The sequence below is a fragment of the Hallerella succinigenes genome (genome assembly GCF_002797675.1).
Taxonomy (GTDB): domain Bacteria; phylum Fibrobacterota; class Fibrobacteria; order Fibrobacterales; family Fibrobacteraceae; genus Hallerella; species Hallerella succinigenes.
Genome location: NZ_PGEX01000001.1, coordinates 642,446 through 663,068, shown reverse-complemented (window position 1 = coordinate 663,068; position 20,623 = coordinate 642,446). Strand labels below are relative to the sequence as shown.

Here is a 20,623-nt window from a genome sequence, read left to right as displayed (position 1 = left end):
CTATAAAGACCAGTGGTATTCGAGACCGAGCTGAATAAAGCAGTCGATCGTGGAGCCTCCGATGACCGTAGGCTCGGCAACCGCGTCTACGGAAGGCTCCCTGTCGAGAATGCGACCGCGGCCAGCGAGACCCGCCCGCAAATCGATGCCGTAATGGTCTAAGAGAATCGTCCGCATGCCGACAGCTAGGACTGCGCCCTTGTAAAAGTCTTTGAATTCGATACGCGCTTTGTACGCTCCCGATGCTTTGTAACCGCTCTTGGTGTCGATCGATTCCGAAAGGAAGCTGTAGATAAATCCTAGGGAACCGTGCGGTACAAGCGTCACGTTCTTATGTATCGGGAAACGGTAAGAAAGCATCAGGCTTAGACCGACTTCAAAACGGTAGAACTTCCAGTCATCGAGTTCGTTGTAAACCGTATCCTTCTCATCGATCTTCGCATCGTGTTCCGAAAAACGCAAAAAGATTTCCGAACCGATAAAATCGAACCACGTGCCGCCCGCATAAACGTTCAAAAGCGGGGAAGAGTCTTCGATAAAATTCCACAGCGAAAGGGAATCCTGCGTATTGCGGTAATTCTTGATTTTGCTGTTCAGCTTGCGTCTGTACCAGCTGTCGGGCGTGAACGGAACCTGTGCCTGCGTGTAACCGCCTGCAACGCCAAAAAAGCCTCTAAAAGTCGGAATCTTGGAATAGTAATCGTTGGGTTCTACTGCTTTCTTTGCCCGTTCTTCTTTTGTTAAACGGCGATTCGTGCTGCCGCCAAAGAACATTTCGGCAATCGCGTCGCCTAATGCAACCTTGTCGCTGTTGAACGGTAAGGAACCGGCAGCCTTCGGGGAATAGCTTGTTTCGTCAAAGAGGGCGACCGTGAGCGTGTTTCCGTTCCTTGTCATGTACAGAATGTACTTGTCTTCGATGGCGGAAAGGCGGGACTGCATTTTCGCTTCACGGGCTTTTAAAAGTTCTGCCGGGATTCCCGGAAGCAGATTGTTCTTAAGCCAGACGGCGTAAAGGATGGCGCTTGAATCGCGTTCCAGTTCTCCGGCGATGCGTACGGACGGGCTTCCGATTCCACTGTTGTTGCGCTTTAACGAAAGGGAAAATTCACGCGGGTCGATCGGCGCTGCGGAATCCGGCGTCCACACTAAAATTTCGGGATCCTGCCACAGGGTAAACGGTTCGCGGAAGTAAACGTCTTCGGCAAAAACGGCGCCTGCAAAACAGCATGCCGCTGCAAAAATCTGGAACAAGCGCTTCATCGGATACCTCCGTCGATGCCTGCCACAAGGCTATCTGCCGCAAAAATCGAAACCTTGGAAACGTCACCCGGTTGAATGCCGTGCGGAATCGCAAGCGGAACTTCGGCGACGGCGGAATACAGCGCACGCTGTTTCACGTTGTCCCAGAGCGTATAAGAAAGAATGATCGTCAACGCCTCGGAAGTGCGCTTTGTTTCTTCTTCGTTGTTGATAAGCGTATAATCAAAGAAGTAGTCTTTTTTCAGATCGAGCCCGAGCGTACATTCGTGAATCAAAATCAAATGCTTAGGCGTTTTGCCTTCTGGACTTTGGAGCGAAACGCCTTGGGCCGGAAAGCGGCCTTTGATGTAAATTTTTTCGTCGAGCTTTTGGGTCTCTTCGGGGAGCTTTGCATAAGCGGAATCGGGCCAAATATAAAGGCTCGGGTAGCGGGTGCTTTGCAGCTCTTTTATAAAGGCTTCTTCAAGTTGCTTTCCGAGCAACAGGTACACGGAATCGCGTGGAATTTGCAAGTGCTTTGCAAACCATTTGTCCCGAGTAATGACGACTGCGTGATGGAGTCCGAGTACGGCGATTTCTTCTTGCGCACTCGGAGATTCCCTGTAATAGGGATGAGACGCGCTCCACTGCTTGCTCGCGCACGACGCTAAAATAAGCGATAACAGAAGGAGCGCCCCCTTCATTTACACACCCCATTCTTTGCGATAAGCGCGAACGCGTTCGAGAATATCTTCCGGTGCACCGATTTTTTTGCGATTGTCTTCGCTTTCGAGGAACGAGATGATGTCGTCGATGTTGATGATGGAATGGGCTTCGATGCCGTAGGTTTCCTGAACGGTTTCAAGAGCGGACTTTCCATTTTCAAGGCGTTCGCGACGGTCGACGGAAATGAGGAGACCTTTGATCTTCGCATTCGGGAAGTTCTTCATGGTCTGCATCGTTTCGTTCACGGAAGTACCTGCGGTAATCACGTCTTCGATGATCACGACGTCCTTGGCTTCCTTGTAGGTGTCGCCGACGAGATTTCCGCCTTCGCCGTGGTCCTTTGCTTCCTTACGGTTGTAGGTGAAGCTCAAGTCCAGGTTGTGCTTTTCGGCGAGTGCGATTGCGGTCGCTGCGCAAAGAGGAATGCCCTTGTAAGCCGGACCAAAAAGGTTTGTCGCCTTGCCGCTAAAATGTTCAACAAAAGCCTGAGCGTAAAATTCCGAAAGGCGGGCGAGAGCTTTGCCCGTGCGGAACTCACCCGTGTTGATGAAGTACGGCGTATGACGGCCGCTCTTGGTCACAAACGCGCCAAACTTGAGGGCGCCGGTTTCTACGAGAAAGTGGACGAATTCATCCTTCTTGATCATATTAGTTCGAGCCTCCGATGAGCAAAGCGAAAATGCCGCTCAGGACCTGGTAGCTGGTAAACACAGAAAGCGATACCAGAATGATAGAGATAAGAGCGCAAAGACCGATGTACCAGAAGAAAGACTTCTTGAAACCCTTGATCTTGAGCTTAAAGATGAGCCAGACGATTACGGAAAGAATCGCTGCAAAAATCCAGGCGACCGGAGCGGTAATCGCCGCGAGGCAGCTCACGAGGTAAACGAGTGCGATGCCCGGAATAAAGAAGAACACAATCGAAAGCACGGTCAAAAGGGCGAATCCTACATAGTGAGAAAGGTCGCGTTCCTTTTGGATGATGACCTGCGGTTCCTGCGGCTTCGTTTCTTCCTTCGGCTGTTCTGCTGAAGCTTCTGGCTTCGGAGCTTCTGCGGTCAAAACTTCCGGCTGGACTTCTTTGGAAGCGTCCGGAGCGGGGGTTGTCGAAATGATTTCGGCTTCCTGGATTTTGTTTTCTTCTGCCATGGGAATTCTTCCTTACAAAATGAAAGTCCGGCCTTCGTACACGAAGACGCGGTGTTCGAGCCAGAGCTTCACAGCGGTTGAAAGGGTACGCTTTTCGATATCCTTGCCGAGTTCCACAAGTTCATCGATCGAAGCGGTTTCCGGAACGCGTTGCACGTCCTGGCAAATGATCGGACCCTGGTCCAGATCTTCCGTTGCGAAGTGCGCCGTTGCACCGATAATCTTCACACCCTTGCGCCATGCTTGGTGATAAGGCTTTGCGCCCTTAAAGGCGGGGAGGAAACCGTGATGAATGTTCACGACCTTGTACTTGAATTCTTCGGTGAATTCCGCCGAAAGAATCTGCATGTAGCGGGCGAGAACGATTCCATCGGAATTCGTTTCTTTGATGATTTCACGGAAACGATTTTCAGAAATCGATTTTTCCTGATTGCTCGGTACATAGTAGAACGGAACGCCGAATGTGCCGCCGACCGGGCCTAGTTCCGTGTGATTGCTCACGATGCAGCTGAATTCGCAAGGAAGATCTCCGTCGCGGTGCTTCAGCAAAAGATCATAAAGGCAGTGGTCTGTTTTGGAAACGAAAATCGCAAGGCGTTTCACCTTGGAAGTATCGTGCAGTTGCCAGGTCAGCGAAAGGTGCGGACCGATGGATTCAAAATGGTTCTGAATTTCTTCAGCAGCGGACGGTTCGCATTCAAAAACGGCGCGGAGAAAGAACGTTTCGATATCCTTTGCGGTATGCTGCGTCAAATCGATGATGTTTGCACCGGCATTCGCAAGAACCTGCGTTGTGCCGGCAATGAGACCCTTTTGGTCTGGGCAATGAATTTGCAAAATGTAACGGGTAGTAGCCATGCCCTCAATATAGCATTTTGCAGTCGCTTAAACTTTATTTGGCAAGGATACAGCGCAGGCTAGCGCCGAATTCCGGCTGGAATCTTTCGTAGGAAATGTCCGAGGAATTCTTTTTGAAAACGGCGACTTTTCCGTCTGCGGTCCAAAAATAAGCCTTGTCTCCCGCATCTTTAAATTTGCGGGCTTTTTCGGGAACGTCGGATTTTGCAAAATGGGCGCCGCTAGCGCGCACTCCAAAGCTGAATTCATCGGTTCCGTCGCCACCGTTGTTCCAGCCGAAGGTCGCCTTGAGCTTTTTTGCCGGATTTTGTCCGACAGCCTTGGCAAGAACTTCAAAATCGGCGATTTTCGGCATACGGAAACTAGTCGGGCAGGCGTTCTTGGCACTTTCCCAGTCGTAAAGCCTTCCCCAAACATTGCACTGCATGCAAAGAGAACCTTTGACCGGGGCGAACTGGATGTTTTCTGCTGTCCAGATCGCGTCTCCGATACGAACCCATTCGTACTTCTTGCCGTCGCGCGGGTCCGTGTAAGACCCTTGAACTTCCGGGTCGCCTTCCATGTCGAATGTCTCGGGGAAGGCTGCAATCGTTCCCATTTCGTACAAAGTAATCGACTGGACGTTGCCGTTTTCGTAATAGCGTTTCACGGTCCCGTTTACAGCGCCGTTCGTGTAGCTGAGTTCCGCCTTGAGCTTTCCGGATTCGTAATATTCCTTTGATTCGCCCTGTTCTTTTCCCTTTTCAAAATTTCGGGTGCGCTTCACTTTGCCGTTCTCGTAGAATTCCGTTTCGACGCCTTGTTTTGCGTTTTCGACGTACTGGACGCGAGAACGCACCTTCCCGTTCGGGTATTTTTCTTCGCGAATGTCATCGCAGGCGGTCAAAGAAAATACGGTAAAAGCCATAGCCAAAAGCGTTGCAATTTTAGGCATGTCCGTCCTCCCCAAGAGGTTCCATATGAACGTTTATCTGAGTCTGTTTGCCGTATTTTTCGCGTAGCTGCTTTTCGATGTCGGTGGCGACGTCGTGCGCTTCTACAAGGGAAATGTCTCGGTCGAGTTTAATGTGAACGTCGATCGCGTAGGCGTTCCCGATTTTACGGGTTTGCAGATGATGGTAAAAACGCACCTTGTCTGTGTTGCGGATCAGTGTGGAAATTTCATTTTCGATGTCTTCGGGAAGCGAGGCTTCGAGCAGTTCCTGTACGGTCGGAAATCCGATCTGGTATGCCACGCGTCCAATGAAAAGGCTCACAAGAATCGCCGCAATCGGGTCGAGAACCGTGTACTTGCCGCCGAGCAAAAAGGCTCCACCAATGCCGATCAAGGTTCCGATACTCGAAAGGGCGTCGGAACGGTGATGCCAAGCGTTCGCAATCAAAACGGGACTGTCGATCTTCTTTCCCATTTTTGCCGTGTACTGGTAAAGCGCTTCCTTTGTCACGATGCAGACGACTGCCGCAATCATGGCGATCCCCGAAGGCGATTCCAGCGCGTTTCCTTGCATAAAAGAGAAAATCTGTTTTGCCGCATTCACACAAATGCCCACCGCGACAGCGAACAGGGCAATGCTAATCAGCAACGAAGCCATCGTTTCAAATTTACCGTGGCCATAGGGATGGTTCTTGTCGCGGTCTTCGCCGGAAATTCGCACAAAGATGATGACGATAAAATCCGTCACAAAATCCGAAAGAGAATGAATGCCGTCCGCAAGCATGGCTGCGGAATTTCCAAAAATTCCGGCGAGAATCTTCCCGATTGTCAAAAGAAGGTTCACAAAGAAGCCGTGCCAAGTGATCCGTTGCGCAATTTTAACTCGTTCCATTTCCATCGTATTGAGTAATTTAATAATTTAAAATCATATGAAAAATACAATCCTTGCTGCTCTCGTTTTGTCGGTATCGCTTTTTGCCGCTGGCCTTGAAGAAGTCGGGCGTCTGACTCGAGCGAATGGGCTTTCGGGCTCGGAAATTTCCACTTATATAGCGTCGCAAAAAATGCTCGTTACGACATCGGGCGATCATGAGGTATTTCTGATTTCCCTCGAAAATCCGGAAAAGCCCCAAATCTTGGAATCGCTGAATTTTAAAGGCGAAGTTCCTTGTGTTTCGACGCATCGGGATTTCCTCGCTATTGCAGAAATGAACAATCCGAAAACTTCGCCGGGAACGCTTCACCTGTACAAGGTTCAGAACCGTAAATTGAATAAATTAAAGAGTTTTACCGTGGGCGCTCATCCCGATATGGTCGCTTTTGCGCCCGATGGCAAAACACTTCTCGTCGCAAATGAAGGCGAGCCCGATGACGAAGCGGAGGTCGATCCCGAAGGCTCGATCAGCCTCATTGATATTTCGAACGGATTCGAAACGGCGCGTGTCAGCGAATTGGATTTTGCCGCTTTCGATAGCCTTTCTCTCGCGAATGCCGGCGTTCGTTTGGTGGGTCCTGGACGCTATCTGCAAAACATAGAACCGGAATACATTTCGTATTCTCCCGACAGTAAGTTCGCCTTTGCAACGCTCCAAGAAAACAATGCTGTCGCAAAAATCGATGTGAAAAAAGCGAAAATCACGGACGTCTGGGGACTCGGCACGGTCGATCACGCCCAGAAGGGGAACGAATTCGACTACCGCAAAAACAAAAAGATCGAACTTGAAAACGCTCCGATCCGCGGCTACCTGCAACCGGACGGTATCAAAGCCTTTGAAGCCGCTGGAAAGCTTTACTTTATAACCGCGGACGAAGGCGCAAAGCGCGACGACGATCCAGCGACAAGCGACGTCACAACCGCCCAATCCTTAAAGGCGCAAGGTCGCTTAAATGAAAGCGTCTTTACCGCCGAACAGGTTCAAAAGATGGGAAAGCTCTCGATCGACGCGCTGAACCCCTGTGACGGAAACGAACCTTGCCGCTACCTGAATACCTTTGGGGGCAGAAGCGTGAGCATTTTTGACGCTCAAACGGGCAAGCGCATCTGGAATAGCGGAAACGCCCTGGAAAAGTATCTCGCAGAACATCATCCGGGACTCTTCAACTGGAATTCCAAAAAAGGCAAAATCAAACCGGATTCGCGCAGTGACGATTTGGGCCCGGAACCGGAAAATGTGACCGTTGGAAAGACAAAATCGGGCTTGTACGCCTTTGTCGCCGTGGAACGCTCGAGCGGAATCGCTGTTTTTGACCTCAAAAACCCTAAAAAGCCGCAAATTTTGGATTATTTCGCAAGTTCTACCGATCGTGGACCGGAAGGAGTACTCTTTATTCCTGCCGAAAATAGCCCCGAAAAAGGCGTTCCATTCCTCGTTGTGGGTTACGAATATAGTACAACGCTATCCATCTACCGCGTAAATTATTAAATTTGCGTTTATCATGAGATTTTTCAAACTTTCCTTTCACATCGAAGGCTCTTCCAAGTCGCATGCTTTGCGCCTTCCGGAGTTCTCTAAACGTGTGCTTAGAGTGGGAAAGGGTCTAGTGTTCGCAGGAATCGCCCTCTTGGTGTTGCAGGGCAGTGTTCTCTTCACTTATGATTTTCTCAAGGATCGTGCCATCGGTAGCCGAATCTCTTTGTCCAAGAAGCTCGACAAGGAACAGGCGCGTTTGGATTCGTTGAATATCGAAATGGAATCCCGTTTTGAAAATGAGGATCTCCTCCATTACAAGTTCGGTCTGAACCCGACGGATCGTTCTACGCGAGAAATGTCGATCGGCGGACCGGAAGCCCCGGAAGTCCGCCTGAGCAGGTCTGCGTATCCGATTCTCGACCAGGCTTTGACTTTGCGTGCCAAGGCGGAACAGTTCCGTTCCAAGGCTTACGAAAACGAAAGAAGCTTTACGGAAGTCGCTGGATTTGTCGGACAGCAATATGCGCATTGGCAGCATATTCCTTCGATTTCCCCGACGACTGGCCGTTATGCTTCGACATTTGGCGCTCGAGTTCACCCGATTACCGGTGTTTCGCGCATGCACAACGGCATAGACATTGCGAACAGCCGTTGGACTCCGATTTACGCATCCGCAGATGGCGTGGTCACCGTTTCGCGTTACAGCGAATCCTTTGGCAACTATGTCGCTCTCGATCATGGAAACGGCTATGTGACGAAGTACGCTCACATGCAGTTGAACTCCGTGAAGCAGGGACAGTTCGTGAAGCGCTATCAGCTGCTCGGTTATATGGGTAACACCGGTCTTTCTGCCGGACCTCATTTGCATTATGAAGTCTGGTATAATTCGAAGGCCGTCAACCCGCTTCGCTATATCCTCCCTGGAGAATACGCGATTCAATAGACGTAACCGCGTTTAACTTTATTCATGAACTTGCTCACCTGGCTTGGCGCTGCCGCCTTGGGAGCGTGTCCGTATTTAGCGGAAATCCTTCCCGATCCTGAGGACGTGGATGATTCCCGTGGTGAATTCGTCGAAATTCGACTGCCGCAAACGCCGTGGCACGATACGCTCTCCGTTTATTTTGAACAGAAACTGATTTGGAAGGGAACCGTTTTAGAGCCTGCGAAACGCTTGCTCCTGATTCGCGACACGAGCCTTTGTCCGACATCAAAAAAACTGGCCTGTGAAGCGCTTTTGGGGAAAGGCTTTCCCAATTCCCGCTCCTCGGAATATTCTCTGTGGAGTGGCGCCTGTAACGATTCTGCGGCGCTTCCTAAACCCAAACCCGGAAAATCTTTTGTGCGAACGGACAGCTCTTTCGACTCTTGGACCTTTGCCGAAGCGAGCCCCGGACTTCCAAACGCTTACCTCGAAGAAGATGTTCAGGACTGTCGCATTGAAATCGACACGGTCTTTTTTTCTGCATCGGGCTGGAAAGGCTTTTGGACGCTCACCGGTTGTGATTCGGCGTGGGTCAAGGCTCTGTTTCGTAGCACGGCATCTCTTACGGAAAATGCTTGGCAGGGTGATCTCACACGGGGCAGTCGCAAAGAATTCTCTACGCACATCTCTTCGGACGCTTTGCAAATACAGGTTTTTCTTCCGCCTGATGACATCCCTGCAAATGACTCCTTGGACACGTTGATTGCAAAACCCGGAGCATTCCCGATCCGCATCACAGAAGTGCACCCTTGCCCAGAAGAAGGTTCTCCGGAGTGGATAGAAATTTACAACGCCGGCGCCCGTGAACTTTCCCTTTCTTTAATGAACCTGTGCAGCGAAAAAACTTTTTTGACGGGTGCCGTTTTGCAAAAGCACGAAAGCGCGGTCCTTGTGAAAGACACCGCTCTCATGCGCACCTTTGTCGGAAACGACGACGTCAAAATCTTACCGGTGAATTTCGGATACTTAAAAAATGCAGCGGACACGCTTTTTCTTTGCCAAGGATCTTCGCCTGTAGATTCCGTCATCTGGGGAAGGAACGCGCGCATTTCGCCGCACTGCCCACAGGGATTTTCGGCCGCGACCGGCCGCACCGAAAACAGCCCGGGATTTCAAACTCCAGGAAGCCTTGCCACGTCCGCCGAAAAATCAAAAGCGCCGCCTTTTTCTGTAGAATGGAATGCGCGCCTGTTCTCCAAACGGAATCCGTCTAAACCGCTCATGCTTCGCGTGCGCTCGGAATCCGCAGTATCGGAAGTCCTTGTAGAACTCATTTCGGGCAAGGGCGATTTGCTGTGGAGCACAAAGCTTTCTGTAGATCCTTCGGGAAACTCTTGGTCAGAAATTCCGCTGCATCAAAAAGGATTTTTGGGGGTGAACTTTTTGCGCATATCCCAAGGCGCCTTTGAAAAGCGCATCGGGCTTGTGCTTCGACCGTGAGGAATGATGCAAAAAATCTTTTTATGCTTTTTGCTCGGGTTGGGAATGCTTTATGCAGAAGTCCGCGTTCCCAAGCCTTGGAATCCGGGTTTCTTTGACGGCGGAAAAAATCCTGCGGAACGCGCGGATGTCTTTCGCCTGGGACTTCTTTGGACAGAACCGATGGAAGGCGTGGATTATCAGGTTCTGGGCTTTGCTGCGGAATGGGGAAATGCGCGTTACTATTCGGGAATCTCTTTTGAAAGCGTCTTTTTGGATTCGCTTTACCGCAGTGAAAACTTCGGGCTCGACCTTTCTTTTTCCACTTTGCACTGGACTTGGGGAGCGGGGGGCTCTGCCGCGGTGCAGATCGTTCCCGGAGAAGCTTCCTGGTGGGAGTGGACTGTTCGGGTGGGATGCGCTTTTCGCGTGCAAAAGTTTGGCGGGGGCGTTTGGGGGACGTATCCAGGGAACGGGTTTGAAAAATCTTTGACCGCTCATGCCTTTTGGATGCCTGGGGAAAGTTTCCAAAGTGGAATATTATTTTTGATGCGGCAAAAGAGAGAACCGCTCTGGATCTTTCAAGAACGCTTTGGATTGGGGCTGCTCGCTTTGGAAGGAAGTCTGGCTTTCCCAGGGCCCAAAGTGGGCATAGGGCTTCATTTCCAGTTGAAAAATTGGGGCGCGGGCGTCGGCATTCACCGTGATTCGGACTATATGAATTCCAAAATGGTGGAAATCGATTTTCAAAGCCAAAAAAAAGAAAGTAAATTTAGAGAAAACACGAAGTAATTTCTCTGAATTAACGTCAAATAATGTAAATTGAGGACATGATGATGGAGGTTGTTGTATTTACGATTGCGATGACGATCGCAACGATCGTGTTATTTGTGCAAAATGCCCGATTGAAAGATCGAGTGGCATTGATTAAGCTCATAGATCTGAATACAAAAAGCCTTCTTGCCATTATTGATATGAAGTCTTTGAAAGTGCTTTCCGCTTCGAATGCCTTGCTGAATGTGCTGGGCATTCCGCGTGACGAAGTGGCCAAGCATGATATTCGCGAAACGATCCATCCGGACGATATGAAGCTTTTGCATACTTCGTTGTCGGCAGTCCGTGAAAAGGAAAAAAAAGGCTACCCGATTGAAAACGCTTTTGACAGCTTGCGCGTTCGTTTGCGCGACGTGAATTATGGGTGGCAGTGGTATGAAGTTTACGGCTTCTTTACCAAATACAATTCTCACCGTTTGCTGTGCTGCTCTTATTTTCCGGTGAATGAACAGATGCGCTTGTCGGCGGATCTGGTGGAAACCCGCCATAAAATGGAAATCCTTTTGAACAACTCGTTCAACATTGTTTGGGAAATGAATTGCTTGACCCGTCAGCTGGTTTTGATTTCTCCCATTACGCGTGAACGTTTTGGAGTGGATGATCGAGACGCAGGTCTGATCCTTTCGAATGAAGAAGTTTTCCCCGAAGAAGATATCCGCTATTTCCGAGAAATGCTGAATCATCGCATTGCCGCTTTGGCGGATAGCGATCGGATGAATGATGAACCTCAGGTTCACAAGGTCCATGTGAAGAATCGCGACGGCTCCATTGTGGAAATGCTGACGCGTAGTACACTTAAAAAAGATGATGTTGGACAGTATACTTTATACGGTGTCAGCCAACGGATTCAAAATAATGAATTTCATTAATCAAGCTTTTGAAGAGGCTCTGCTCGCAATCGGAGTTTCTTACCCCAATCCTGCAGTCGGAGCGATTGTCGTCAAAGATGGCCGAATTGTCGGGAAAGGTCATACCCAGGTCGTCCACGGTCCCCATGCCGAAGTGATGGCTCTCCGTGATGCGGGTGAAGCCGCTAAAGGTGCAACTCTTTACGTGACTCTAGAACCGTGCTGCCACTACGGTAGAACGCCTCCGTGCACCAGTGCAATTATCGCTGCAGGAATCGAAAGGGTCTATTTCGCTCATCGAGACCCGAATCCCTTGGTCTTTGGGAAAAGTGAAAAAATTCTTGCTGAAGCAGGAATCGTTTCGACATATGTGGAACCATCTCCGGAATTTTCCCGCTACTTTGAAGCGTACGATTATTTTGTGAAAACCAAGAGTCCCTTTGTAGAATGCAAAATGGCGGAATCCGCAGACGGTTTCATTGCACGGGAAGACCGCAGCCCGGTCCGCATTACCGCAGATATGGCGAACGCCTGGACCGCCAAATGGCGCAGAATGGCTGAATTCATTCTCGTCGGCGGTGGAACAGCTTTAGCGGACAATCCGCATTTGACGGTGCGTGGTGTCTCCGGAAACAGCCCGTGCCGCGCCGTCTTCTGCGGGTCTCAGGTTTTACCGTCGACGCTTTCCCTCTTTGACGATCCGCAAAAAAAGACGCTCGTCTTTAGCCGGAATCCGCAGCCGCACTTGGAAGGGATTGCCGAAGTGCATCTGTTACCGTCCCAAGATTTTACCGAAAACTGGAAGTGCGTTCTCGACACCTTCGCAAGTCTTGGCGTTCACCGCTTGGCAGTCGAAACCGGGGCGACGCTTGCCCAGGGCATTTTAAACTCTGGACTTTGGAATCGTTTTTATATTTTGCGTTCCGCAAAAACGCTCGGCACAGGTCTTTCCTGGAAAACGGGAAAAGAACCGAAATATCAAAAGATTGAAAACCTTGGCGAAGATACACTTTGGACTGCTTTGAATCCGATTCCGTAAAGTTTGACTCAGTACATTACAATAAACGGCTGAAGCTTGCTGCGCGCTCCCGCTCTAAAGTAATAGAGGCCCGGGGCTAAACGGTTTTTGACTTCATCTGCGTCCAAACAGAAAGTCGATGCCGTGTATTGATAACGCTTTACCAATTTTCCCAAGCGAGTGCGAATCTCGATAAATTTTTTCGAATCGGGAAGTCCTGCAAAGCAGAGCGGGGATTCTCCTCTCCACGGATTCGGGAAACTGCGCATCGGCAAGGAATCTTGCGCGGGTACAGTCGAAGAGGAATTCCTTAGGTGGGAAAGGATCAGCACGGCATTTTCTGCAGAACTGATGTCGGCGGCAAGGCTTGTAAAGGAAGCGGTATCCAGGGAAACGAAAAGCGCCTTTTGCTTTTTGCCGTAAAAGGCGACGCTCGCCTTGCCTTGGAAATTCGAAAGGTCGGGCAGCGAATCGAGTTTGAGACGGTAATAGGCAAAGGCGGGGAATTCGAGTTCCACGGATTTTGTCGTCGCCGCAAGCATTTGCGGGGAAGTATTCCATTCTGCGGCGTCGCCTGTAATGAAGTCTGCTGTATCGATGAATGAGGCACGATCTCCTGAAAAGAACAGGCGAGAAATAAAATCTTGAAAGGCGGAATCCGGATCGAGCTTGCGGCTGTTCAATTCTTCGGCAAAGATGTCCTCTAAGGAGCGGTCGGAATTTTTGCTAAAACGTTCCCAGATTTTTTTGTCGAAGTCTCTGCCGAATTCCTTGTCGTTGTAAAGTCCCCAAAGGGCAATCGAGTACGCTTCGATATCGGAAAAACTTTTTTTGTTCGCCGAAAAAAGCGTGGGCAGGTAATTCCAATAATCGTTGATGTCCGGAACGGTGATTTCTTCGAAGGCTGTCGCCGAAGCTTCGAACCAGTAAGAGTCAAAGACTTCCGTATAGGCAAACTGGAGCGTGTGATAGAATTCGTGAAAAACGGTCACGCGGATTCCGTCGCCGAATTCCATAGGGTACAGTTTTTCGTTGAAGGAATTGCTCTGTGGAACGTCGGCTTCGGGGTAAGTGCAGCTCGCGTCGAATTCGCTTTGAAGAATCGCACTTGAAGAAGTCTGGTAGTAAAAATCGTTGTCGATAAAAATCTGGGTTGCTTGAGCGTTTTCGCCCGGCGCAAAAACAAATCCCATGCAGCCTTCGCAATAACCTTGGAACAAAGATTCATTATTGCGCACCAGGGAAAGATCCAAAACTTCCACTGGGAAAAGCTCTACGTGTGAAGCCTTTTGGTAATGCCAAGTTGTGTCGGCGGCAATCGGCTTTAAGTAGCGGAGTTTTGAAACGTAAAATTCCCAGGCTTTTTCAAGGTCTACGGCGAGCGTATCGATAAAGGCTTCTTTCGTCGCATGGGGACCTTCGAGCACGTAGTAAATGCGAAAGTGCGTAGTCGTTTTTTCTTGGACCGCTGTGGTGTCGTAATAGGAGCTTGCGTCACAGTTGGTGATTGGCTTGTACGAGCTGCGTGCAGAAGCGTTTTCTGCAACGGGGCGCTGTTGCTGCCAAATCAGAGGGGTTCCGCAACGGCCAGCGTAAGCGGGCGAAGCGAAATTCGCTAACAAGCAGAACGTGGCGCAAAAGAGGATGTGGCTAAACAGCGGAAACGCTTTCACGGGACGCCTTGCTTGACTAGTGCCTGCATTGCTGCTTTTGGGCGCGGTGCAAAATGTCGCGCGCCAAGGCTTCGATTTGGGGATCTTCTTCTACGACGGCTTGCATTTGCGGCTTCATACGCGCGTCAATGCAAAGAGGCGCTTCACACGTCCAATGCTTGTTTTCAAAATGGGAATTCGCACCGTAGATGTCGCGCGCAGGATCGCTGCGGGTAAAGGTGACCCAAAGCCAGTTGTCCGTATTCTTGGCCGCAAACGAAGCGTCTTCGGTCACGGTCACGAACGGGAACTTTTCACGGGCGTCCCAATTTGAAAGGGCGCAAGCAAGAACTTCTATCTGTGCAGATGGAGAAGCTTCGATGACGAGCGCCCCCGGGAATGCAATCTGCGGATTCAAAAATCCGTCCGGTAAATTTAGGTTCGCCAAATCTTCTGCAGAACGTCCGAGCGAACGGATTGGAGAGCCTGCTACCGCAAAGATTACCTTGGAACCGTGATTCAAGGTACTGCCGGAATAATCAAGAGTATCGATTGTCGTCTCGGTTTGAAAATGTATGTCTTGATTCAAATGCAAACGTTCGAGAATGTGAATAAAGTAATCGACGATGTGTCGGGTGCTTAAACGCGGAGAGTCTTCACGGGCGGCGATAAAGACATACTTGGAAAGCGAAACCTGATTAAAACCGAGAAGCGCGTTTGCTTCTTTCAAAAGTTCCATCGGTTCGCGTTCTTTCTTGTACGGTAGGTAACGTTCCATGCCGATGGCGAGGAGCAAGGAATGCACGCCGGCCGCATCGACGGAATTCATTTCGCAAATGCCCGTCACTGACTGCGGCACGATCGGTTTGACCAGTTCACCAATCAGTTCTCCGAAAATCGAATCTTCCTGCGGTGGTCTGCCCACAGTCGTGAACGGATAGATTGCATTCTTTTTGCAAAAGACTTTTTTGACGTTCAGATAGGGAAAGTCATGCTTTGCGGAATAGTATCCGATATGATCGCCGAAGGGACCTTCCGGTTTGAGCGTCAAAGCGAGTTCTCCCAAAATGCAGAAGTCCGCATCGCTTGAAATTTTCCATCCTTCGTAATCGGTATAACGGAAACTGCGCCCGCCGAGAAGCCCGGCAAAGAGGAGTTCCGAAAGGTCCTGAGGCATGGGCATTACCGCCGCAATCGTGTGCGACGGAGGACCGCCGAGCCAGATGCTCACTTTTAAAGGAACGCCCTGTTCGATTGCCGCTTCGTGGTGCCGTGCAATGTTGCGTTCAATCTGGTAATGCAGACCGCATTCCGCATCCTGGACGTAATCGTTTCCCGAAGTCTGGATGCGGTACATGCCGAGGTTCGACTTCAGCATGTTTTGCTCGCCAGGCATCTGTGAAAAGACTTGCGGGAGCGTTAAAAAAGTGCCGCCGTCGTCCCGGTGCAACCGGATCTGCGGAAGCTTGGAAAGTGTGGTTTCTTCGGCAAGGACAGGCGCTCGCAGACTCGGAAGCGGGAGAGCCGAAATTCCGATACTTGGAAGCGACGGCCAAAGGCTCGGGCTCTTGAGAATTTTCATCGGATCGCCGTGGAAAGCGATCGCGGTTTTTGCTTTTTTCAGAGTCTTTCGAAAAAGAAAGCGGGCGCGTTCTTGCGTTCCAAAAATATTGGCTGCAGCGCGGAACGGGGAATTCTCTACGTGTTCAAAAAGGAGAGCTGGCAAGGATTCTCGCGTCGCGATTTCTGCCATTTTCGGCATTACGAGATCCGGGGAAACCTCTTCCCGAATACGCAACAACATCCCGTGCTTTTCTAAATCTAAAAGCGCACTTTCCAAGGAATTGTAAGGCATTGTGCGTTTCCGTTAGCCCGCAGAGAATCCAGAAGAGAAAGCTCTAAAGGTTTCGGTCTGGCGACGAGATTCAAAAGCGTTCTTCGCCTGTAAAAACTTTTGGCGGGCGTCGAATGCGTAGACGACACGAGCCTTTTCCAAAACGCTAGTCATGTCCACCGGTTCGCCGTTGTAGGAGAATGCGTCCGAGCATTCCAAAAGACCGTCGGTCATTTGAATGGAATGTTCTGCATGGAACATGGAGAACGGTCCCTGTTTCAGTTCGACTGTCCAGGAATTGCCGTTGATCGAGGAAACAAAGCCTTTCCAGTTGACAATCTGGAAGCCGGAAACAAGACGGTAAGAAACGGTGGAACCGATTTTCAAATCTTCGTCCAAGCGATACAGCAACGACGGCGTATCGCTCATATCGAAAATCAGCGGGAAAGCGTGAAGATACTGAAAAACTTTGTCTTCCTGAATTTCGAAACCGGATGTTTGAATGATGTTTCCCATTGTACTCTACAAGATAATAAAATCCTCACCTCAGATGCAGAGGTTAGAAAAAAATCGCGAGGAATTTAGAGATCGCATGTAAAGTTCAGGTCGCGGCGGTAAGGGGTGAAGCCCGCTCCGCGGATAAAGTTTTCCGCTTCCGCAATGCCGCGGATACCTTGAGATTCCAGAACATTTTCTTCGAGGACGATGCTGTTGATGTCGTCCGCACCCGAAACGAGTCCCAGTTCTCCGACAGCCTTTCCCATTCCGAGAACAGAAACCTCGATATGGCGAATGTTATCCAAGTAAAGGCGTGAAAGCCCGAGGAGCTTCAAGTACTCCATCGGAGTTACGTGGCGAATGGGGAAATCGTGGGTTTGCGGCTGGAATGTCCAGGCGACAAAACTTTTGACTCCGCCTGTTTCATCCTGGAGACCGCGGACGAGGTCTAAGTGGGCAATGATATCTTCCGGATTTTCTTGAGTGCCGATGACGATGTTTGCACTTCCCGGAAGACCGTTCTTCTGGCAAACGGCGAGTGTATTGCGCCATTCGAGGGAGGAAAGTTTTCGTGGACTGAGAATCTTTCGGATTCGGTCCGAAAGGATCTCAGCGCCTGCTCCGGGTACCGAAGAAAGGCCCGCGGCTTTCAAAATGTTCAAAAGTTCGACGAGAGTTAATTTGTGTGCATCTGCGATGCGGACGAGTTCTACGGGCGAAAAACCGCGAACGCTCATGCCGAGTTCTTGGGTGAGCATGCGAAGAATGTCCGTGTAATACTCGATTGGCAGTTCCTCGTTCACGCCGCCTTGCAAAAAGATCTGGTCGGCGCCGAGCTTTTTGGCATCTTCTGCCTTGCTGCGGATCTGTTCCAAGGAAAGCACATACGTGCCGCGTTCCCCCGCTTTGCGGGCAAAGGAACAGAAGCTACAGTTTACAGAGCAGACGTTCGTGTAATTGATGATGCGGTAGACCGTATAGCCGACCCGTTTGCCGGGGAGCTTTGCATGGCGAACCGCATTCGCCGCTTGGGCGACTTCCGTCCATTCCGCTTCCTTTAAAAGCAAAAGCGCTTCCTCGGGCGTGAGCCTTTCGAAGGAAAGCGACTTTTGAAGTAAAGGATGCATGGATTGAAATATTCCGATTACATGTTGCGAACAGGGAAGAGTCCGAGCAACACGAGAACGTCTTCGAGAATGATCTGTGTGCATTTCACGAGGAAGAGACGGGACTTTTCTTCTGCACTGCCGAGAACACGGTCGTCGTGGATGAATTTGTGTGCGGCGCCAGCAATATCCAAAGCATACTGGGCGAGTTCACACGGTTCATCGGTTTCGCAAGCCTTGAGAATCTTTTCAGACTTCTTGGCAAGGAGCTTGATCAGTTCATAGGCAGCATCGTCCAAAAGCTGGTCAAAGTTCACATCCTGCAGAGTCACATCGTAGCCGGCCTTGCGCATAATGCTGCAAAGACGCACGTGCGCGTTCTGCACATAAGGACCGGTTGCGCCTTCGAAGCTCAAAGCGCTGTCCCAGTCGAACTTTACGTCCATCAAACGGTGGTTCTTCAAGTCGTTGAAGGTGAGGGCGCTAATGCCTATCTGCTGCGCGATCAGTTCCTTGTTTTCGAGTTCCGGATTCTTCTGGTTGATGAAGTCCAAAATCTTTTGCTGAGCGGCTTCAATCACGTCACGCAGGAGCTTTGCCTTGCCGGTACGGGTCTTGCCCTTTTCCCACTTGCCGTCGATCAGGTTCAGGATCACGCCGAACGGAATATGGACGAGCGTGTCGTGCCAGTTGTAGCCCATTTTCTTGAGCACAAGCTTTACCTGTTTAAAGTGCAAAGCCTGTCCCAAGTCCACCACGTAGAGGCTCTTGTCGAAGTTGTATTCCTTTTTGCGGTAGATCGCGGCGGCGAGGTCACGCGTTGCGTACAAAGTACTTCCGTCGCTCTTGCGAATCAGACATGGGTTCAGCTTGTATTCGTCTAGCTTCACCACGTCGCGTTCTTCGCTGCGTTCCAAAAGACCCTTGGCTTCCAAGTCCTGGATCACTGCCGGCATCTTGTCTTCATAGAAGGATTCGCCGGTGTAATAATCAAAGTCGACGCCCATCATCTTGTAGATGCGCATCAGTTCCTTGAGAGTTGCCGCACGGAAGGCGAGCCAGAGCTGATGGTAGAAATCATCGCCCTTTTCAAGTTTCGAGAATGCGGCACGGGCTTCATCTTCGAGACCCGGTTCTGCTTCTGCAGCCTTAGAGAAGCTCGCGTAAAGAATGTTCAATTCCTTCACGGTCAGCGAATCGAGAGTCGCCTGGTCCGTCGGACGCTTTTCGCGCAGGTACATCACGATGAGCTTACCGAAGGCCGTGCCCCAGTCGCCCAAGTGATTGATGCGAACCACCTTGTAACCCGCAGCCTTGTAAATGCGAGCGAGAGAATTTCCGATCATCGTCGAACGCAAATGATGGAATGCGAGTTCCTTACCGATATTCGGGGAACTGTAGTCCATGCAGACCACTTTACCGTTGGATTCTGCATGACCGTATTCAAGGCCCTGAGAAAACACGGCTTCGAGAATCGACTTGGCGAGGAACTTACGGTCGATGAAAAAGTTCAAGTAACCGGCGACCGCTTCCACTTTGCAAATGCCGTTCGGAAGTTCAATTTTCGGAGCGAGTTCTTCTGCAATGACTTTCGGAGCCTTGTGCAGGGAACGAGCAAGGACAAAGCAGGGAAGGGTGAAGTTGCCATGTTCCGTATCCGTCGGAACGGTGATCAGCTTTTTAGCCTGTTCCAGTTCAAAAGCGCCGGTAGCGGCAACAGCCTGGGCTATCGCATCATTAAATGAGTTCATCTTCAACCTTTGCTTTCTTGGCCTTGGTCTTCACAAAGTTCTTTTCTTCGAGGTCGACAATCTTAGCATCGCTGTAGAGTTTGTCAAAGGCGAGCTCTTCGCGTTTGGTCTCTTCAAACAGCTGGATCATCAGGTCAAAGCCTGCGTCGAAAACCGCCCAGCGCATGTTGATGCCCGGCTTGTATTCGGTGCGGTGCTGCAGACCCTGGTGCTTGAATTCCTTGGAAAGTTCGTCGAGAATCGCCTGCATCTGGGCTTCGCTTTCGCAAGTGGCGATGATCATGAAGTCAGAGGTGTCCGAAACACCGCGGAGATCGATCAACTGTAGGTTCTGGGCGCGGAGCTGGAAAAGGATTTCCGCTGCGGTCTTTACGGAGTTCGAGAAGGCTTCCTTTTTCGGAGCGGCTTTTTTCGCCGGAGCCTTTTGGACGGTAGCGGCAGTTTTATTGACGACTGCCTTTTTCACTGCGGTCTTTTTTCCCGCCGTTTTTTTGGCTGAAGTTGTCTTGGCTGCAGTCGTCTTTTTGGCGGCGGCTTTAACCGCGGTCTTTTTCACTGCGGTCGTCTTTTTAGTCGTTGTCTTTTTGGCTGTTGTCATGGTGTTCCTGCCTGTATCAATTTTTCAAAGTCCTTGCCCACATATACGGTCGCATCCACGAGTTTGTGCTTGTTTTCAAGTGGGATTACATTCTCTGTGTGAAGCGTTTTGGCAAGTGCTTCTGCCCCTGCCCAATGAGGATTGCGCAAGGCGATAATGGTTTCTTCGTAATTCCAAAGATTGTCGTTGCTCATTTCTACCACGTCAAAACCTTGAGTGCGCAAGTAGTCGCGCATCTTGGAAGCGGCGCCCGGAATTCCGCTGGAATTCAACACCTGAATATCACCCGGTGTTTCGCGGATTTCTTGAACGACCACAGGCTCGTCCTGACAAGAGATGAACATCCCTGCAAGGAAAAGCAAAGGAATTATCGTTGGTTTGGAATGATTCACGCTTTAAATATAGCGATTTAGCGCAGTTTGTTCTGGGAGTCGACCTTCACAACCGTCGGTTTCCAGGTCTTCGCTTCTTCTGGAGTCATGGAAATGTAGGAAACGATAATGATGAGGTCGCCTTTCTGGACCATGCGGGCCGCTGCACCGTTCAAGCAGATTGTACCGGAATTCGGTTCGCCTTCGATGACGTATGTGTCAAAGCGCGCTCCGTTATGGATGTCGAGAATGCCGACTTTTTCGAAAGGTAGAATGCCTGCCGCGTCCATCAAAGCTCTGTCGAGCGTAATGGAACCTTCATAGTTCAAGTTCGCGTCCGTCACGGTAGCGCGATGAATTTTGCATTTAAGAAGTTCGATCTGCATTTT

21 protein-coding genes are annotated in these 20,623 nt (G+C 50.3%); 6 read left to right on the top strand and 15 right to left on the bottom strand.

The annotated features are described in order from the left end of the window. The 7 genes from BGX16_RS02860 to BGX16_RS02830 are packed head-to-tail and all read right to left on the bottom strand — an operon-like array spanning window position 1 to window position 5,801. Window positions 1-1,263, bottom strand: coding sequence for a hypothetical protein (locus BGX16_RS02860; protein ID WP_100424708.1), 1,263 nt, complete (start codon window positions 1,261-1,263; stop codon window positions 1-3). Further along, the gene (locus BGX16_RS02855) at window positions 1,260-1,946 is read right to left on the bottom strand and encodes a hypothetical protein (protein WP_100424707.1); all 687 of its coding nucleotides are present in this window, start codon (window positions 1,944-1,946) and stop codon (window positions 1,260-1,262) included. The genes BGX16_RS02860 and BGX16_RS02855 overlap by 4 nt, the downstream gene beginning before the upstream one ends. Then, window positions 1,947-2,615, bottom strand: a complete 669-nt coding sequence (gene pyrE, locus BGX16_RS02850) for an orotate phosphoribosyltransferase (protein WP_100424706.1) — start codon at window positions 2,613-2,615, stop codon at window positions 1,947-1,949. A gap of 1 nt (window position 2,616) precedes the next feature. Continuing rightward, window positions 2,617-3,117 (bottom strand): hypothetical protein, encoded by a 501-nt coding sequence (locus tag BGX16_RS02845; RefSeq protein ID WP_100424705.1) that lies wholly within the window; start codon window positions 3,115-3,117, stop codon window positions 2,617-2,619. 12 nt (window positions 3,118-3,129) lie between these two features. After that, window positions 3,130-3,975: a formyltetrahydrofolate deformylase gene (gene purU, locus BGX16_RS02840; protein WP_100424704.1), complete on the bottom strand. Its 846-nt coding sequence runs from the start codon at window positions 3,973-3,975 to the stop codon at window positions 3,130-3,132. A gap of 34 nt (window positions 3,976-4,009) precedes the next feature. After that, the gene (locus BGX16_RS02835; protein WP_100424703.1) at window positions 4,010-4,909 is read right to left on the bottom strand and encodes an FISUMP domain-containing protein; all 900 of its coding nucleotides are present in this window, start codon (window positions 4,907-4,909) and stop codon (window positions 4,010-4,012) included. Beyond that, complete coding sequence (locus tag BGX16_RS02830; protein WP_198514842.1) at window positions 4,902-5,801, bottom strand: cation diffusion facilitator family transporter; 900 nt, start codon at window positions 5,799-5,801, stop codon at window positions 4,902-4,904. Before BGX16_RS02830 ends, BGX16_RS02835 begins: the two co-directional genes overlap by 8 nt. 37 nt (window positions 5,802-5,838) lie before the next feature. Here BGX16_RS02830 and BGX16_RS02825 point away from each other — a divergent pair, with 37 nt between their 5' ends. From BGX16_RS02825 to ribD, 6 genes are read left to right on the top strand one after another with little or no spacing between them, the layout of a single operon-like run. Next, the gene (locus BGX16_RS02825) at window positions 5,839-7,332 is read left to right on the top strand and encodes a choice-of-anchor I family protein (protein ID WP_100424701.1); all 1,494 of its coding nucleotides are present in this window, start codon (window positions 5,839-5,841) and stop codon (window positions 7,330-7,332) included. Between the two features lie 13 nt (window positions 7,333-7,345). Further along, entirely contained in the window at window positions 7,346-8,263 is a 918-nt protein-coding gene (locus BGX16_RS02820; RefSeq protein ID WP_100424700.1) for a M23 family metallopeptidase, read from the top strand. Between the two features lie 24 nt (window positions 8,264-8,287). Then, a complete protein-coding gene (locus BGX16_RS02815) occupies window positions 8,288-9,745 on the top strand; it encodes a lamin tail domain-containing protein (protein ID WP_100424699.1) in 1,458 nt (485 codons plus the stop codon). 45 nt (window positions 9,746-9,790) lie between these two features. Beyond that, window positions 9,791-10,516, top strand: coding sequence for a hypothetical protein (locus tag BGX16_RS02810; protein WP_157797839.1), 726 nt, complete (start codon window positions 9,791-9,793; stop codon window positions 10,514-10,516). Between the two features lie 38 nt (window positions 10,517-10,554). Beyond that, window positions 10,555-11,427, top strand: coding sequence for a PAS domain-containing protein (locus tag BGX16_RS02805; RefSeq protein ID WP_100424697.1), 873 nt, complete (start codon window positions 10,555-10,557; stop codon window positions 11,425-11,427). Then, window positions 11,414-12,445, top strand: coding sequence for a bifunctional diaminohydroxyphosphoribosylaminopyrimidine deaminase/5-amino-6-(5-phosphoribosylamino)uracil reductase RibD (gene ribD / locus BGX16_RS02800; RefSeq protein WP_157797838.1), 1,032 nt, complete (start codon window positions 11,414-11,416; stop codon window positions 12,443-12,445). Before BGX16_RS02805 ends, ribD begins: the two co-directional genes overlap by 14 nt. 8 nt (window positions 12,446-12,453) lie before the next feature. Here ribD and BGX16_RS02795 read toward each other — a convergent pair whose 3' ends face one another. From BGX16_RS02795 to panD, 8 genes are all read right to left on the bottom strand, one after another. After that, window positions 12,454-14,097 carry a hypothetical protein gene (locus tag BGX16_RS02795; RefSeq protein WP_100424695.1) on the bottom strand — a complete coding sequence of 548 codons (1,644 nt, stop codon included), beginning with the start codon at window positions 14,095-14,097 and terminating at the stop codon, window positions 12,454-12,456. Window positions 14,098-14,113: 16 nt separating this feature from the next. Next, window positions 14,114-15,931: a UbiD family decarboxylase gene (locus BGX16_RS02790; RefSeq protein ID WP_100424694.1), complete on the bottom strand. Its 1,818-nt coding sequence runs from the start codon at window positions 15,929-15,931 to the stop codon at window positions 14,114-14,116. A gap of 12 nt (window positions 15,932-15,943) precedes the next feature. Continuing rightward, entirely contained in the window at window positions 15,944-16,426 is a 483-nt protein-coding gene (locus BGX16_RS02785; RefSeq protein WP_100424693.1) for a hypothetical protein, read from the bottom strand. Between the two features lie 65 nt (window positions 16,427-16,491). Next, complete coding sequence (locus BGX16_RS02780; RefSeq protein WP_100424692.1) at window positions 16,492-17,535, bottom strand: CofH family radical SAM protein; 1,044 nt, start codon at window positions 17,533-17,535, stop codon at window positions 16,492-16,494. Window positions 17,536-17,552: 17 nt separating this feature from the next. Then, window positions 17,553-19,265 (bottom strand): arginine--tRNA ligase, encoded by a 1,713-nt coding sequence (argS, locus tag BGX16_RS02775; protein ID WP_100424691.1) that lies wholly within the window; start codon window positions 19,263-19,265, stop codon window positions 17,553-17,555. Continuing rightward, window positions 19,252-19,863 (bottom strand): ribosome silencing factor, encoded by a 612-nt coding sequence (rsfS, locus tag BGX16_RS02770; RefSeq protein WP_100424690.1) that lies wholly within the window; start codon window positions 19,861-19,863, stop codon window positions 19,252-19,254. The genes argS and rsfS overlap by 14 nt, the downstream gene beginning before the upstream one ends. Next, entirely contained in the window at window positions 19,860-20,207 is a 348-nt protein-coding gene (locus tag BGX16_RS02765; RefSeq protein ID WP_100424689.1) for a LytR C-terminal domain-containing protein, read from the bottom strand. Before BGX16_RS02765 ends, rsfS begins: the two co-directional genes overlap by 4 nt. A 65-nt stretch (window positions 20,208-20,272) precedes the next feature. After that, window positions 20,273-20,620, bottom strand: a complete 348-nt coding sequence (gene panD / locus BGX16_RS02760; RefSeq protein WP_100424688.1) for an aspartate 1-decarboxylase — start codon at window positions 20,618-20,620, stop codon at window positions 20,273-20,275. Window positions 20,621-20,623 lie beyond the last annotated feature (3 nt).

Coding starts and splice junctions, on each gene's coding strand:
- BGX16_RS02815 (WP_100424699.1), top strand. CDS start 8,288: ATGAACTTGCTCACCTGGCTTGGCGCTGCCGCCTTGGGAGCGTGTCCG.
- BGX16_RS02855 (WP_100424707.1), bottom strand. CDS start 1,946: ATGAAGGGGGCGCTCCTTCTGTTATCGCTTATTTTAGCGTCGTGCGCG.
- BGX16_RS02820 (WP_100424700.1), top strand. CDS start 7,346: ATGAGATTTTTCAAACTTTCCTTTCACATCGAAGGCTCTTCCAAGTCG.
- BGX16_RS02845 (WP_100424705.1), bottom strand. CDS start 3,117: ATGGCAGAAGAAAACAAAATCCAGGAAGCCGAAATCATTTCGACAACC.
- purU (WP_100424704.1), bottom strand. CDS start 3,975: ATGGCTACTACCCGTTACATTTTGCAAATTCATTGCCCAGACCAAAAG.
- BGX16_RS02790 (WP_100424694.1), bottom strand. CDS start 15,931: ATGCCTTACAATTCCTTGGAAAGTGCGCTTTTAGATTTAGAAAAGCAC.
- BGX16_RS02805 (WP_100424697.1), top strand. CDS start 10,555: ATGATGATGGAGGTTGTTGTATTTACGATTGCGATGACGATCGCAACG.
- BGX16_RS02830 (WP_198514842.1), bottom strand. CDS start 5,801: ATGGAACGAGTTAAAATTGCGCAACGGATCACTTGGCACGGCTTCTTT.
- BGX16_RS02780 (WP_100424692.1), bottom strand. CDS start 17,535: ATGCATCCTTTACTTCAAAAGTCGCTTTCCTTCGAAAGGCTCACGCCC.
- BGX16_RS02765 (WP_100424689.1), bottom strand. CDS start 20,207: ATGTTCATCTCTTGTCAGGACGAGCCTGTGGTCGTTCAAGAAATCCGC.
- BGX16_RS02860 (WP_100424708.1), bottom strand. CDS start 1,263: ATGAAGCGCTTGTTCCAGATTTTTGCAGCGGCATGCTGTTTTGCAGGC.
- BGX16_RS02810 (WP_157797839.1), top strand. CDS start 9,791: ATGCTTTATGCAGAAGTCCGCGTTCCCAAGCCTTGGAATCCGGGTTTC.
- ribD (WP_157797838.1), top strand. CDS start 11,414: ATGAATTTCATTAATCAAGCTTTTGAAGAGGCTCTGCTCGCAATCGGA.
- BGX16_RS02835 (WP_100424703.1), bottom strand. CDS start 4,909: ATGCCTAAAATTGCAACGCTTTTGGCTATGGCTTTTACCGTATTTTCT.
- panD (WP_100424688.1), bottom strand. CDS start 20,620: ATGCAGATCGAACTTCTTAAATGCAAAATTCATCGCGCTACCGTGACG.
- rsfS (WP_100424690.1), bottom strand. CDS start 19,863: ATGACAACAGCCAAAAAGACAACGACTAAAAAGACGACCGCAGTGAAA.
- argS (WP_100424691.1), bottom strand. CDS start 19,265: ATGAACTCATTTAATGATGCGATAGCCCAGGCTGTTGCCGCTACCGGC.
- BGX16_RS02785 (WP_100424693.1), bottom strand. CDS start 16,426: ATGGGAAACATCATTCAAACATCCGGTTTCGAAATTCAGGAAGACAAA.
- pyrE (WP_100424706.1), bottom strand. CDS start 2,615: ATGATCAAGAAGGATGAATTCGTCCACTTTCTCGTAGAAACCGGCGCC.
- BGX16_RS02825 (WP_100424701.1), top strand. CDS start 5,839: ATGAAAAATACAATCCTTGCTGCTCTCGTTTTGTCGGTATCGCTTTTT.